The 14,326-nt window shown below is 63.3% G+C and carries 13 protein-coding genes; 3 read left to right on the top strand and 10 right to left on the bottom strand.

Annotation, left to right across the window (positions count from 1 at the left end; translation table 11 throughout):
- Window positions 1-123 precede the first annotated feature (123 nt).
- The 8 genes from J4G38_RS06315 to pseC form a co-directional block, all read right to left on the bottom strand.
- A complete protein-coding gene (locus J4G38_RS06315) occupies window positions 124-831 on the bottom strand; it encodes an HAD family hydrolase (protein ID WP_210515921.1) in 708 nt (235 codons plus the stop codon).
- Window positions 828-2,792, bottom strand: coding sequence for an NAD-dependent epimerase/dehydratase family protein (locus J4G38_RS06310; RefSeq protein ID WP_210515922.1), 1,965 nt, complete (start codon window positions 2,790-2,792; stop codon window positions 828-830). The genes J4G38_RS06315 and J4G38_RS06310 overlap by 4 nt, the downstream gene beginning before the upstream one ends.
- Entirely contained in the window at window positions 2,776-3,369 is a 594-nt protein-coding gene (locus J4G38_RS06305) for a GNAT family N-acetyltransferase (protein ID WP_210515923.1), read from the bottom strand. Before J4G38_RS06305 ends, J4G38_RS06310 begins: the two co-directional genes overlap by 17 nt.
- 81 nt (window positions 3,370-3,450) lie before the next feature.
- On the bottom strand, window positions 3,451-4,194 hold the full coding sequence (locus J4G38_RS06300; protein ID WP_210515924.1) for a class I SAM-dependent methyltransferase: 744 nt from the start codon (window positions 4,192-4,194) through the stop codon (window positions 3,451-3,453).
- A gap of 96 nt (window positions 4,195-4,290) precedes the next feature.
- Complete coding sequence (locus tag J4G38_RS06295; RefSeq protein ID WP_210515925.1) at window positions 4,291-5,178, bottom strand: class I SAM-dependent methyltransferase; 888 nt, start codon at window positions 5,176-5,178, stop codon at window positions 4,291-4,293.
- Entirely contained in the window at window positions 5,175-5,909 is a 735-nt protein-coding gene (locus tag J4G38_RS06290; RefSeq protein WP_210515926.1) for a cytidylyltransferase domain-containing protein, read from the bottom strand. The genes J4G38_RS06295 and J4G38_RS06290 overlap by 4 nt, the downstream gene beginning before the upstream one ends.
- Window positions 5,909-6,559, bottom strand: coding sequence for a pseudaminic acid biosynthesis-associated methylase (locus J4G38_RS06285; RefSeq protein ID WP_226163199.1), 651 nt, complete (start codon window positions 6,557-6,559; stop codon window positions 5,909-5,911). Before J4G38_RS06285 ends, J4G38_RS06290 begins: the two co-directional genes overlap by 1 nt.
- A gap of 129 nt (window positions 6,560-6,688) precedes the next feature.
- Entirely contained in the window at window positions 6,689-7,870 is a 1,182-nt protein-coding gene (pseC, locus tag J4G38_RS06280; protein ID WP_210515928.1) for a UDP-4-amino-4,6-dideoxy-N-acetyl-beta-L-altrosamine transaminase, read from the bottom strand.
- An 83-nt stretch (window positions 7,871-7,953) separates the two neighbouring features.
- Between pseC and J4G38_RS06275 the strand changes: the two genes are divergently transcribed.
- The gene (locus J4G38_RS06275; RefSeq protein ID WP_210515929.1) at window positions 7,954-9,939 is read left to right on the top strand and encodes a gliding motility-associated C-terminal domain-containing protein; all 1,986 of its coding nucleotides are present in this window, start codon (window positions 7,954-7,956) and stop codon (window positions 9,937-9,939) included.
- A 365-nt stretch (window positions 9,940-10,304) separates the two neighbouring features.
- On the opposite strand, the gene pseB is transcribed toward J4G38_RS06275, so the two are convergent.
- A complete protein-coding gene (pseB, locus tag J4G38_RS06270; RefSeq protein ID WP_210515931.1) occupies window positions 10,305-11,324 on the bottom strand; it encodes a UDP-N-acetylglucosamine 4,6-dehydratase (inverting) in 1,020 nt (339 codons plus the stop codon).
- A gap of 180 nt (window positions 11,325-11,504) precedes the next feature.
- Here pseB and J4G38_RS06265 point away from each other — a divergent pair, with 180 nt between their 5' ends.
- Window positions 11,505-12,977, top strand: coding sequence for an MBOAT family O-acyltransferase (locus J4G38_RS06265; protein WP_210515933.1), 1,473 nt, complete (start codon window positions 11,505-11,507; stop codon window positions 12,975-12,977).
- 20 nt (window positions 12,978-12,997) lie between these two features.
- Window positions 12,998-13,909, top strand: coding sequence for a hypothetical protein (locus J4G38_RS06260; protein WP_210515935.1), 912 nt, complete (start codon window positions 12,998-13,000; stop codon window positions 13,907-13,909).
- 205 nt (window positions 13,910-14,114) lie between these two features.
- On the opposite strand, the gene J4G38_RS06255 is transcribed toward J4G38_RS06260, so the two are convergent.
- Complete coding sequence (locus J4G38_RS06255; protein WP_226163197.1) at window positions 14,115-14,300, bottom strand: hypothetical protein; 186 nt, start codon at window positions 14,298-14,300, stop codon at window positions 14,115-14,117.
- Window positions 14,301-14,326 lie beyond the last annotated feature (26 nt).

Genomic DNA, 14,326 nt, shown 5'->3' with positions numbered 1-14,326 from the left:
ATTTTATAAGTGCGAATCGGAAGCGCAAAGGTACGCGAGGCAGTAGCGCGAAGTAGCGCGGACTTTGTAGTCCGCGACTTCAACGGCCTGATTCGCGGACTACAAAGTCCGCGCTACTTCGCGCTACAGCTCATCCAGCGTGTAAATGCTCCTATCTGCCGCGTGTGCCGCATCGGCTTCCAGATGCGCGTAGTTTCCCCGCAGAATCCGCACGGTCTTAAATCCCAGCGGCTTAATGCCCACAAAATCCTTGCGTACGTTGTCGCCCACATAGGTCACCTCGCCGGGTGTCACGCCCTCGCGCCGACAAATCAGCTGAAATACGTGCGGGTCGGGCTTGGCGCGGTGGCGGCCGTAGCGGTTGGTGAGATAGGCGTGGCGCACCCGGCCGGCCAGGTTCAGCGCCGCCACCTTGCGGGCCTGCACTTCCTTGTGGCCGTCGGTGACGATGTAGAGTGGCCAATCGGCAAAGCGCGTGAGGCAGCGCTCCGCATCCGGGTATAAGGCCAGCTCTGGCTTGTGCTGACGATAGGTGCGCAGGCAAGCCATCACCAGCGCCTTGCTCCAGCGGCCGTGTTGGCGCAGCACATTATCAAATACTTGCCCCCGGCCCTGGGCAGCTTCCTCGGCAATCATGCCAGCCGCTAAAGCTTCTGAAGACACCCCCAGCAGCGGACTTAGAAATGTCGCTACCGCCCGGAAGCCGCTGTGCACGTAGCTCAGCTCGGGGTAGAGCGTATCATCAAGGTCGAAAACGAGGACGCTGCGCTTACTGAGGAATGAAGAATGAGGAATGAAGAATTCCGGCTGGGTTAATTCCTCATTCCTCATTCTTCATTCCTCAGTAAAGATGTTACCACATCGGCCGCCGCCCGCACCTGGCGCAATGGAACCGGTGATGGCCGAAACGGAAACGAACTCAAATCGGCCCCGGCGGCTTCCTGCAAAAACCAGAAAAACGAATCCACCCCCGCAGCGATGCCCAACGTGGAGGCCCCGCCGAAGCGGCAGTTGCACTCGATGAGGTGCAGGCCGCCATCGTCGGTCAGTAGGGCTTGCAGCACGAAGGGGCCGTAGAGGCCCAGCTTCTCCACGATGGGGGTGAGGCGCGCCAGCAGGGCCGGGTCGTGGAAGGTCGTCGTCACCTGCGACTCGCCGCGCACCACCACATCGCGAGTGCGGGCCACGAGGCCGTGCACCTGGCCGGCGTGGCTCACGTAGCCATCCACACTGATTTCGCGGCCCTGAATGAAGGGCTGGAAGATGGGTTCAGTCAGCGTTTGGGCGTGGGCCACGGCGGCGGCGTAGGGCAGGTTGAGGCCCAGGCTGAGCGAGCCGGCCCCGTAGCGCTCCTTCACCACGAAGGCGGCGCTGGCGGGCAGCGGGGCGTTGTCGGCGGCCAGGGCGTCGATGCGCAGGCTGGTGGGGATAATGGGTAGCCCATTTTGCTGGCCGAAGGTGCTGAATTCCAGCTTGTCAAGGCAGCGCTGTACGGCGGCGGGCGCGCTCACCAGCACGGCAATGCCGGCCTCTGCCAGGGCGGCACGGTGCCGCGCCCAAAAGGCCAGCTCGCCGTCGCGGGTCGGGATGATGCGCGTGATGCCCTGCGCCTGGCAATGCTGGATGATGGCCGCCAGGTTGTCGTCGTTCGTGAGCGGCGTGACCCAATGCGCGTCGGTGTAGTGGAAGGCCAGCGCCTGCGGATTGAGGTCGCCGCCCACCACTTGCATAGTGGCATTGAAACGCGTGGCGGCATTTTTTACGGCTTCAGCCAGCGGCACTTTGGCCGAAATGCTGCTGATGAGAACATTGCCCGAAGCCTTTGCTTCCAGCGCTTCGACCGCCCCTTGGCGGGCCCGCTCGAAGGCAATGATTTCGGGGATGGCCGCTTCCAGCGTGGTGGCCGGCAGCCAGTCAATCTGGCTGCGCCACAAGGTCATGTCGGCCTGCGAGGCTTCGAAGGGAATGTCGGAAGCCACGTACTTTGCCCGCATTTCCGGGAAGTTCTGCTTCAGCACATCCACTACCTCGGCCACGCGGCGGGCGCGGCCGGTGCCCAGGTTGATGGTGCCGGTGACGGTTTCGGCGGCGGCGAGGCGGAGCAGGCCCTCGGCCGTGTCGGCGGCGTAGAGGTAGTCGAAAAACGATTCGGCGCCATACACCGTGATTTCCTCGCCGGCCAGCAGCGCCCGCACCCAGCGCGAGGTGATGTCGCGCCCGTTGCGGCCGTAGCCCCGGTAGATGCGCGGGATGGCGGTGCTAAACTGTTCGGCCCGAAAGGTTTGGAGGAAGCGCAGCTCGATTTCGTGGGCCAGCTTGGCCATGCCCGTCAGGTTGCGGGGCAGGATGGGGTCGGTTTCGCGCAGGCTGGTGGCCTGGGCGGGCACTTCGGCAAAGGTGTAGAGGGCCGGGGCGTAGATGAGGTAGCTGGAGGCGAACACCACGCGGCGCAGCGAGGGCAGGTCCTTTTGCACCGTCATGAGGTGGTGGCTGAGCTGCACGTTGTGCCGGAAATTCTCCTCCCAGAAGCCGTAGGTTTCGGTGGAGCGCTCGAAGGTGGCGGCGAGGTGAATGAACAAATCGGGCGCAAAAACGCCGATTTCCTGTTCGGTGAGGAAGTTCAAATCGCCCTGGCGGTACTGGAACCGGGCCGGGAAGTCAGCCGGGCGCGGCTTCAAATCGCCCGCCAGCACCTGAATGTCCGCGTTGAGCGCCGCCAGGCGGCGCACCATTTCCTGACCGATTACCCCGGCCCCGCCGCTGATAAAGATTCGTTTAAAGGGCAGTTCCAAGGGTTGCGGCATAGTCGGCGGCCAGCTGGCCGTGCATCAGTGAGTCGGCAAAGGTATCCGGAGCCAGGCGCACATGCTGCCGCAGCCGGCCTTCTAATTTGAAGCCGGCCTCTCCCAGAATGGCGACGTGGGCCGGGCGAATGTCGTAGGTTTCGGTGAACAGGCGGTTGAATTTCAGGCCCTCAAAAGCCACCTGGCCCAGCAGCCGCAGGTGCGCCAGAAAATCCTGGCGGTAGGCGGCGGCATTGGCCGCCCGCTCGGGCTCGACTAGGAAAGAAACTTCGGCCCGCAAGTCAGCCCATGAGATGTGTACCAGGCCGCCGTAGGCAATCAGCTCCTCATTGTGCAGGAGTGAGAAAAGCAGCTGGCTGGGCTTTTCCTGCTCAAATAGCGGCATCACGACGCGTTGGAAGTAAGCTTCCTGCTGGGCTGCCGTGAGGGGCTCGGCTTGGCGTAGTACTTCGAGCTGGGCGTTGCGCCAGGCGCGGATGGGCTCCCGGTCTTCGTAGCGAATGGGGACGAGGCGGTAGGCGGCGTGGCGGAATTCGGACTGGGCGAGGGAGCGGTAGGTAGTCATTGTAGGAACGCGCCATGGCGCGTTCAATCGTTGAACGGAAGGGGAGATAAACGCGGCCGCCGAACGCGCCATGGCGCGTTCCTACACCACCAGATACGAAATTAACGGATTCAACGGGCTGCGGCGCAGGGCGTAGTTGGCCACGCCAAATACCTCGTCAAACGCCAGCGTTTCGCCGGGGAATTCCGGGCAGTTCAGCTCATCGAAGGCCACGATGGCGCCTTTGGTGAGGCGGGGCCGGATGGCTTGGAGGCAGGCTTTGGTAGGGGCGTAGATGTCGAAATCGAAGTAGGCGAAGGCGATGACGGTTTCGGGGTGGTCGCGCAGGTAGCGGGGCACGGTTTCGGAGGCGTCGCCGGCCACCAGCTCAAACTTGCGCTTGTGCGGAATGGGGCTGTCGGCCTCGTGCAGGGCCAGGATTTCGGTGAGGTAGGCCTGGTAGTCGGGCGTCACGCCGTAGTCGCCGGCCTTCACCCGGTCGCCGTCCTTGGCATCCACCGACGGGAAACCGCCGAAGGTGTCGAAGCCGATGATTTTGCGGTTGTAGTTGAACGGCTCGTAGATGCCGCGCAGGGCATGCATCAGCGCCAGGTTCTGGCCCCAGCGGACGCCGAATTCCATGGCCACGCCGTGCACCGGGATAATTTGCTGGTAGAGCTCGGTGAAGAACAGCAGGCGCGAAAACGTCTGCCGGTTCAGGTACAGGCCCAGATTGTTGAGCAGCTCGGTGTTCGGAATGGGCGACTCGCGCAGGGTTTGGGCGAAGCCTTCGCGGCGCGACTGCTCGGGCGCGGAGGCCCCGCTGAGCACGGAAATAGAGGACATTTTAGTTGTTCGTTATTTGGTGTTAGTTGTCAGTGTTTTTTCATCAGTTTTAATTTAATCAGAACAACCTGACAACTGACAACGAACAACTGACAACTAAATGGGCTGCAAAAATGCAACAATACTGCGGCCCAGCCCAACGCCGGCCAGGGCTTCATAGTAGGCGGCCACGGCGGGAAGGGGAGCCGTGCGCAGGAGGAAATTATCCTGGGCCAGGCGGGTTTGGTGGGCTCCTTTGCCGGCGGTGCGGTCCATCACGTAGTTGGTGGCGGGGTTCAGCAGGTTGAGGTCAATGGGTTGGTCGCCAATGATTTTTGCGACGTGCCAGCCGGTGGCTGCGGCCAGGTTGCGCAGGCCGGGTTGGTTGAAGTAGGAGAGGTGGTCGGGCAGGACTACCCAGAAGGGCCGGTCGATTTGGCCGCTGGCCAGCAGGTGCTGCTGCAGGGCCGAAAAATCATTGGGCACATCCACTACCAGCACGCCATCGGGCTTGATGAGGGTGCGGCAGAGGCGTAGTAGGTCCGCCGGCTCAAGGACGTGTTCGAGGACGTTATCCAGCCAGAGCACGTCGAATTGCCGGCCGTCGGCTGCCAGCTGTTGCACGCCCTCATACAGGTCGCCAGTGCGCAGGCGGTCCCGTAGCGTAGGGTGAAACTTTTCGAGGCTGAAGCTGCTGAAATCCAGGCCCAGCACGTCCCAGCCCTGGCGCTGGAAGTAAGCCAGGGCCCAGCCCTCGCCGCTGCCGATGTCGAGAAACGCGCCGGAGCCGCTGGCCCCGCGCAGCTGCTCCAGCACCCAGTGGCGCAGCCGCAGCTTGCCTTCGATGTGCTCCAACTCCTCGGCCGGGTACTCGGGCTGGTAGGTGGTCAGGTTTTCCTGGTAGTAGCGTTTGGCGTAGTAGTCGCTCAGCGCGGCGGGCGTCGGCTTGTCCTTGATTTCGTAGAAGCCGAACTCGTTCAGGCGCAGGGTATCGGGCGGGGTCATGTGGTCTTTTGCTCGATGTGCGCGTTCAGGGCCATGATTTCGGGGTGGGCTTCGAGCAGGGCCAGCAGGTCCGTTGCGTTCAACTTCTCGGCGTGGTGCTGCTCGATTAGGGCCTTCAGGACGGCGTAATCCTCGGCCGTGTCCAGCGTGATGCGGAAGCGGCTGAAGTCGCCGCCAGGCCACACTTCGTCGCGGTAAATGACGCGGCCGGCCGTGGCCGGGTTGGCTTTGAGGTAGGGCGTGACGTGCTCCCGCTCGTAGGGCAGCGTGGCGTGGGCGTAGGCTTCGGCCAGCATTTCCATGGAGAAAATCTCGAAATCCAGCCCCCGTGGGAAGGTGCGGACGATGGAATTGGAGCGGTACACCAGCGGGTTGCCCTCTTTCAGGTAGCGCGCGACGGCGGCCCCGATGAGGGGACCGTCCACCAGCGGGCAGTCGGAAGTGACGCGCACGATGACGTCGAGGCCGAACTTCCGGGCCGTCTCGTAGTAGCGGGCCAGCACGTCGGCCTCGCTGCCCCGGTGGTAGGGAGTGTGGTTGGTTTCGGCGTAGGCGGCCAGCACGTCATCGGCCGGCTCGGTGGTGGTGGCCAGGTAGATGGGCAGGCCGCTTTGCCGGGCGCGGGCGACGTGGTAGTCGAGCAGCGGGCGGCCGGCGGCGGGCAGCAGCACCTTGCTGGGCAGCCGGGTGCTGCCCATCCGCACCTGCGAAATGATGCCGGCGTGCTGCATCAGGAGGTTTTTTCGAGCAGGTAAATCACGTCCTGGTTGCCGCGCTCGGCGTCGTTGATGTAGGGGTAGAGGCGCTGCTTCACCAGGCGCAGGTTGGGGAAGTTGTTCAGGAAGACCTGGGCGAAGTCGGTTTTCCAGAGGAAGCCTTCGTTGCCCCGGTACTTGATGGGCGTGGTTTCGGGGGCGTAGTATTCGTAGCCCATGATGTAGCGATGGGAGGTGCGCACCATCTCGCTCATGATGCGCGGCAGGTCGTCGGGCGCGATGTGGATGAGCACGCCGTTGGTGCAGGTCACGTCGAAGTAATTGTCCTTGAAGGGCAAATCGAAGCCGCTGCCTTGCAGGATGTTCACGCCGCGCACGAAATCGCGGGCTTTCTCCACGGCGTAGCCTTGCAGCTCCACGCCGTACAGGTTGGTGAAGCCGGCGGCTTGCAGGCCCACCAGCTGCATGCCGGTGTTGCAGCCCACTTCCAGAATACGGGCCTCGCGGGACAGCTCGCCGAGGAATTCGGCGTTCATTTCCAGCTTCGTGTGGCCGTAGAGGTCGCGGTAAAATGCGTTCCACTCATCGAGCGGGCGCGAGTTGCGGTCGGTGTATTCCCGGCCAAAGTCGCCGGACCAGAAGTCTTCTTGTTGGGTGTGCTGCAAGGGAAGAGGGGAATTATGGTTTTGTCGGAACGTCATGCAGAGCGCAGCGAAGCATCTTTACCTCGGTAGTAATTAATGCTACCACAACGAAGCGGTAAAGATGCTTCGCTGCGCTCTGCATGACGTGCTTTAGCCTTCATTCTGCGTTAAAAATTCAGAAATGCACGCCACCACGTAGGCCTGCTCCTCGTCGGTGAGGGTAGGGAACATGGGGATGCTGAGGCAGTGGGCGTAGTAGTTTTCGGCCAGCGGGAAGTCGCCTTCGCGCCAGCCGAGGCCTTCGTAATAGGGCATGCGGTGGACGGGGATGTAGTGCACCTGGGCGAAAATCTGCCTGGTTTTCAGGAAGTCGTACAGCCCAAGCCGATTTTCTACTTGAATGACGTAGAGGTGGTAGGCGTGGCCGGGCCGGCCGGGGGCCAGCACCGTGAGGCCGGACAGCGGGGCGAAGGCGGCATCGTACCGGGCGGCGAGCTGGCGGCGGCGGGCGAGGCCTTCGTCGGCGCGGGCGAGCTGGCTGAGGCCGAGGGCGCAGTTGAAATCGGGCAGGCGGTAGTTGTAGCCAAGCTCCTGCATTTCCATGTACCAGCCGCCGTCGGAGGGGCGGATGAGGTCGGCCGGGTCGCGGGTGATGCCGTGGGTGCGCAGGCGCAGCAGGTGGTGGAACAGGGCCTCCGAGTTGGTGGTAATCATGCCGCCTTCGCCGGTGGCAATGTGCTTCACGGGGTGGAAGCTGAAGATGGCGAGGTCGGCGAACCGGCCGTTGCCGCAGCGCTGCTCCTGGCCTTTTGAATCAATAAAAAAGCCGCCGGGCGCGTGGCAGGAATCCTCGATAATCCAGAGGCCAAACTCGTCGGCCAACTGGCGGGCCTTTTCCAAATCAACCGCCAAGCCGGCGAAATCGACGGGAATGAGGCCGGTGAAATGGCCTTGCGGATGCGCTTCGAGCAAAGCCCTCACTTTGGCCAAATCAATCAGGCCGGTGGCCGGGTCAATGTCGGCGAAGTGGACTTCGCCGCCGCAGTAGCGCACGCAGTTGGCCGAGGCCGAGAAGGTGAGCGGCGTGGTGATGACGCGCTGGCCGGGCTGCACGTTCAGGGCCAGGGCGCAGAGGTGCAGGGCGGCGGTGCCGTTGCTCACGGCCACGGCGTATCTGGCCCCGATGTAGACGGCAAACTGCTTTTCGAACTCGGCTACGGTGGGGCCCTGGGTGAGGTAGTCGGCGTGGAGGGCGGCGGTGACGGCGGCTACGTCGGCCTCGGTGATGTTTTGGCGGCCGTAGGGCAGGGGGCGGGTGGGGTGAAAGCTCATGCAACCCAAAGATAGGGGGTAGGGGTCATGCGGTGGATTTACTACGAGGGCTATTTACTTTGCGCTTCTACCGAAAAAAACTCATGAGACATTGTTTTTGCCTGTTTTGGGGCTTGTTGGCTTCCTGCCTGCCGTTGATGGTGAGCGCGCAGGGCGAATATGCTAACTGGTATTTTGGGCAGCAGGCCGGCCTGCATTTTACGGGTGGTAGCAACGCTCCGCAGGTATTGCTAAACAGCGCCATGACGGCACCCAGCGGGTGTGCCACACTGAGCGATGCGGCGGGAAACTTGTTGCTTTACACCAACGGCAACCAGGTCTGGAACCGGCAGCACCAGCTAATGCCGGGTGGCCAGACGCTGGGCGGCCATACGCAGGTGGCGCAAGGCTGCGCGGTGGTGCGCGTGCAAGGGGCGCCGAGCGGGTTGGCGTACATTTTTACCCAGCGTACGTCCCAGCCGCTGACCCCCTTTTCTACGGGCCTGCCCGTGGTGGCGGAGGTGCTGCTGACGGGGGCCGGGGGCCTCGGCCAGGTCACGCAAACCAACCAGCCCGTAGTGGCCGACACTATTTTGCAGCGCTTGGGGGAGGCGCAGTTCGCCCCCTATCAGGCCCTGGTGCGCCATGCCAACGGGCGCGACCTGTGGCTGCTGACCCGACTGCACGAGCAGGGTATTTTTATGGCTTCGCTCATTGACGGGGCGGGCCAGTGGCCCTGTGCGCGCACGGTGGTGAGCCGGGTGCTGGCCCAGCGGCTCAGTTCTTTTGCCACCTGGAACGGCGCACTGGTGGCCTCGCCCGACGGCCGCACGCTGTTCTACAACGACGTGGCCGGCAGCTACCTGCTGCGGTTCGACCCGGCCACGGGGCAGGTGAGTGCCCCGCAGCTGCTGCGGTACCCGCCGCTCAGCATTCCCAGTAGCTCGGGCTTCAATCCGTATTCGCTCGGGGCCTGCTTCTCGCCCGATGGGACCAAGGTATATGTGAACCGGCTGTACGAGGGCGATAACAGCAGTGGCTACGGCACCTCGGGGCTGCAAGTGGTGCAATTCGACCTCGCGGCCGGCTCCCCGGCGGCCGTGGCGGCTTCGGGCCTCGACGTGTACAGTGTGCTGGGCCGAAGTGGAACCAGCCAGGTGCCCTGGTATCCCCAACGGGGACCCACCGGCTTTATTTACTACGCGGTGCCGGAGACGGGCGCGCTCGACGTTATTCTGTCGCCGAATGCGCGTGGCCGGGCGTGCCGCTACTCGCCCGGCTACCAGCTACTGGGCGGGCGCGTGGCAAAGCAGGCCCTGCCCGTGCAACCCAACGATGTGAACCTAGGCGCGCTGCTGGTCCCCGAAGCCGCTTTTGGCTGCACCGGCCAGCGGCTCACGCTCCGGGCCGGCGCCGGGGCGGGCGGCGCGGCCACCGATTCGTTGCGCTGGTTTCCGGGCGCTGGCTGGCCAGCCATTGGCACGCTGGCAACCGATGACACGCTGAACGTAATCTACTCCAGTCCCGGCACCTACACGCTGCGCATTGAGCGCCGGCGCCAGGGCGTGACCCTGGCTACCGCCACGGCCACGGTGCGCATCAGCGCGTCGCCGCAGGTGCGGCTGGCCCTGGGGGCGGATACGGCCGGGTGCGCGCCACTTAGCCTGCGGCTGTCGGTGGGCGCCCAGCCGGCGGGCAGCGTGTATAGCTGGCAGGACGGCAGCACGGCGGCCACGCTCACGGCCACTGCCCCCGGGCTGTACTGGGTTGATGTCCAGAACCCGGCGGGCTGCACGGCGCGGGCCTCCGTGCAGGTGCGCGAGCAGCCCTGCGCCGCGCCCACGGTCACCATCCCCAACATCATCACCCCCAACGGCGACGAACAGAACCCCTCCTTCGTTCTCAAAGGCCTGAATGCCGCCGACTGGGGCCTGCGCATGTACAACCGCTGGGGCCGCGAAATCTACACGCAAGCCCGCTACGATAATGCGTGGGATGCCGCGGGCCAGCCCGACGGCGTGTACTACTACCTGCTCACCAATGCCGCCACCGGCCAGAAGTATAAGGGCTGGGTGGAAGTGGTGCGGTAGGTACCAATTGGGCTTTACTAAGAAAGCCGGCTTGTGCAGTTCAGGAAAGGCCGATTGCGGCTGATTAGACCGGTTTATTGCAACCGGAGACGCGCTCATAGCAACCGGAGAAGGCTTCTGACTCACCGGACTAGGATAAATTTTAACCGGACTAGGACTTATTTGCCCCGGAGTTCCTGAGCCGACAACCGGAGATGCCAAAACATTCACCCGAGTAGGATAAATTTTTACCGGAGTAGGATTACGGCGTACCGGAGATGCCAACCGGCGGACCCGAGTAGGATTTTTGCCAACCGAAGCCGGCAACATTCTTACCCGAGTCCGCCGGTTGGCAACCCGTAGCGCCGCTGGCCAGCGGCGGGCAGCTAAACCTCAAACGCGGCGTCGACGTGCAGCCGGATTTCGTCCCGAATCTGCTCCGCGTTCAGCCATTCGTCGTTGTTGGCCGAGTCGTACTGGAAGCCCAGCGGCACGCGCCTGCCGTGGAACGCATCGATGAACTTGTCCACGTTCCAGGTCGGCATCGAGGGCAGGATGACGTAGTAGCGGTCCAACTCGACGGTGCTCAGGGCGTCGGTTTCGGTAATCATGGCCTCGTGCAGCTTCTCGCCGGGGCGGATGCCCACGATTTCCTGCCGGCACTCGGGGCCGATGGCGCGGGCCACTTCCGTGATTTTGTAGGAAGGGATTTTGGGGACGAAAATCTCGCCGCCCCAGGCGTGCTCCAGCGCGTAGAGCACCAGGTCCACGCCTTCCTCCAGCGAGATGTTGAAGCGCGTCATGTCGGGGTGGGTGATGGGCAGCACGCCCTTGTGGCGCTCCCGCAAAAAGAACGGCACCACCGAGCCGCGCGAGCCAATTACGTTGCCGTAGCGCACCACCGAGAAGCGCAAATCGCGAGCGCCCTTCATGTTATTGGCCGCCACGAAGAGCTTGTCCGAGCACAGCTTGGTGGCGCCGTAGAGGTTGATGGGGGCCGCGGCTTTGTCGGTGCTCAGGGCCACCACGTCCTTCACGCCGGAGTCGAGGGCGGCGTTGATGACGTTCTCGGCGCCAAAAATATTCGTCTTGATGCACTCCATCGGGTTGTATTCGGCGGCGGGCACCTGCTTGAGGGCGGCGGCGTGAATCACGATGTCGATGCCTTCGCAGGCCCGGTGCAGGCGCTGGGAATCCCGCACATCGCCGATGAAATAGCGGATGGCCGGGTACCTGGCCGGGCTGAATTCCTGGCTCATCTCATACTGTTTCAGCTCGTCGCGCGAGAAGACCACGAGGCGTTTCACCTGCGGAAATTTTTCGAAAACGGTGCGAACGAACTGCTTGCCGAAGGAGCCGGTGCCGCCCGTGACGAGGATGGATTTGTGGTTGAGGTCGAGAGCCATGAAATAAAGTAAGCGAAACAGGACTGCAAAAGTAGGGGTCAGGGGTGTAGGAACGCGCCACGGCGCGTTCAATCGTTCGGTCGGCGGGCTTCCTTGTGCTTTCAATCGTGGGCCTAAGGCATCCTGTCAGGGGCCTCACGATTGAACACGCCGTGGCGCGTTCCTACATTCGCGTTGCGAATGCTATTCAATTCTCTCCATTTCCTGGTCTTTTTCCCGATAGTTGTCGGGCTATACTACGGGCTGCCGGCGCGCTGGCGGGGGCCGCTGCTGCTGCTGGCCAGCTACTATTTCTACATGAGCTGGCGGGCCGTTTATGCCCTGCTGCTGCTGGCCACCACGCTGCTCGACTACTACAGCGGCTACCGCATGAGCCAGCTGCCCACCAAGCGGGCGCGCCGGCCCTACCTCTACCTCAGCCTAGCCAGCAACCTGGGCACGTTGTTCGTGTTCAAGTACTTCAACTTTTTTCGGGATGGGGTGGGGCAGCTGGCGGCGGCGGTGCATGTGCCGTTTGCGGCCGGGCCGGCGCTGGGGCTGCTGTTGCCGGTGGGCGTGTCGTTCTACACGTTTCAGTCGGTGGGCTACATCATTGACGTGTACCAGGGGCGGCTGGCAGCGGAACGGAACTTTGGGCGGTTTGCGCTGTTCGTGGCGTTTTTCCCGCAGCTGGTGGCGGGGCCCATCGAGCGCGGCGGGCACATGCTGCCGCAGTTTCGGCGGGTGCACGCCTTCGATTATGCCCGCATTGTGAGCGGCCTGCGCCTCATGGCCTGGGGCCTGTTCAAGAAAGTGGTGGTGGCCGACCGGCTGGCCCTGCTCGTCAACCCCGTCTTCAACAACCCGCGCCAGCACCCCGAGGGCCCGCTGCTGGTGCTGGCCACCCTGGCCTTCACCTTCCAGATTTACGGCGACTTCTCGGGCTACACCGACCTGGCGCGGGGCGCGGCGCGGGTGCTGGGCTTCGATTTTAACCTCAATTTCCGGCAGCCGTATCTGTCCGCCTCAGTGCCCGAGTTCTGGCGGCGCTGGCACATCTCGCTGTCGAGCTGGTTTCGGGACTACCTCTACATTCCGCTGGGGGGCAGCCGCGTCGGCCAGTTTCGGGCGTATGGCAACCTGCTGGCCGTGTTCCTCATCAGCGGCCTCTGGCACGGGGCCAACTGGACGTTTCTGGTCTGGGGCGGCCTGCACGGCGGGTATTTGGTGGTGAGCACCTGGGCCCGGCCCTGGCGCGAGCGGCTGGCGCAGCTCACCGGCCTGGCCGCCCGGCCGGCACTGCGGCACGGGCTGGGCGTGCTGCTTACGTTCACGCTGGTGGCGTACGCCTGGATATTCTTCCGCGCCAATAACCTGGGCGATGCCATCTTCATCAGCCGGCACCTGCTGAGCGGCTGGCAAAACCTGCACGGCCGGCAGGTGGCCACGCTGCTGCTGGAGTTTTCGCAGCACTACCGCCCCGAGCTGGCCGTGGCCTTCCTGGGCGTAGTGGTCATGCTGGTGGTCGAGTACTTCGGCCGCAACCGCAGCCTGCAATTGTGGGTGGCCGCGCAGCCATTCACCACGCGCTGGGTCGGCTACGTGGGGCTCGCGCTGCTGATTCTGTACCTGGGCATCTTCAACAGCACCTCGTTTATCTACTTTCAATTTTGAGAAGGCCCGTGCTGCATGCTATGTCCACATTGCTGCTGCGGCTGGTGCTGCTGGCCGGCGCGGGTGCTTTGGGACTGCTGGCGTTGGGGCCGGTAGTGTTAAGAGGGCAGGTCGATGCGTTCTATGGGCGCTTCACCGGTCCGCCGGCCGGCTCGCTGGTGCTGGGCACGTCGCGGGCGGCGCAGGGCATTCAGCCGGCGATACTCACGGCGCGGCTGGGCGGGCAGTTTGAGGGGCCGCTGCTGAATTATGCTTTCACGCTCACGCACTCGCCGTATGGCCCGGCGTACCTGCGCAGCATCGGGCGCAAGCTGCGGCCGGAGGTGCGAAACGGCCTGTTCATCGTGGCCGTGGACCCGTGGTCATTGTCGCTCACCGGGCCGGAGGGCGTGTTTCCGGAGGATAATTCCTTCATCGGCCAACTTCACCAGGTCAGCCAGAATCCCAACCTGCCCTACCTCACCCGCTACCAGACCAAGCCGCTCTACCGCCTGCTGCTCGACTACGCCACGGCCACCGAACGCCTGCACCCCGATGGCTGGCTGGAAGTCAACATTGGCACCGACAGCACCCAGGTGCGCGCCCGCACCGCCCGCAAGCTGCTGGACTACCGCCTGCTGGCCGCCAGCCAGCACCTGTCGGCCGGCCGCTTGCAGGCCCTGCGCCAGACCATTGCGCTGCTCCGGCAGCACGGCCGCGTGGTGCTGGTGCGCCTGCCCGTGGGCCCGTCGCTGTTGCAGCTGGAGCAAGCCTACCAACCTGGTTTCGACCAGCTCATGCGCCAAACGGCCGCCAGCCTGGCCGTGCCTTACCTCGATTACAGCGCCCGGCCCTACGCCACCACCGACGGCAACCATCTCCAGCGCGCCGCCAGCACCGCCTTCAGCCAGCAGCTGGCCACGGATTTGAGGACCCTGCCGGTTTGGCAATAATTAACTCAAGTTCAGCCGCAAAGCGGCGACACGCTGGTAGTTAATTGAAGGAAATGTAGTTCCTGAGCCGCAAAGCGGCGGCATTTTTCCCAGCGCAAGTGCCGCCGCTTTGCGGCTCTCATCCGATAAATCCCGGGTTGTACTACCACCGTGTCGCCGCTTTGCGGCTAATGGAATACGCCGCAGCCGGGGTAATTCCTGTAAATTAGACTTGTTGCAACAGCCTGCCGCATAATGCATTGTTGGGCAGGGTATTGGTTGATTGAATTGTTCCTGATTTTGAAGCATCTGATGTGTCAGTGCGTTTCCAGTCTCCGAACAGCTTTTGTAAATTGGTCAAACCGCCATTGTAGCTAATGCAGCGCTGCAACATGTCTATTAAATGAGACATAAAAAAGGCTTGCGGTTAGTACCGCA

The organism is Hymenobacter terricola (assembly GCF_017921975.2).
Lineage (GTDB): Bacteria > Bacteroidota > Bacteroidia > Cytophagales > Hymenobacteraceae > Hymenobacter > Hymenobacter terricola.
This window is presented reverse-complemented; position numbering and strand designations above follow the sequence as displayed.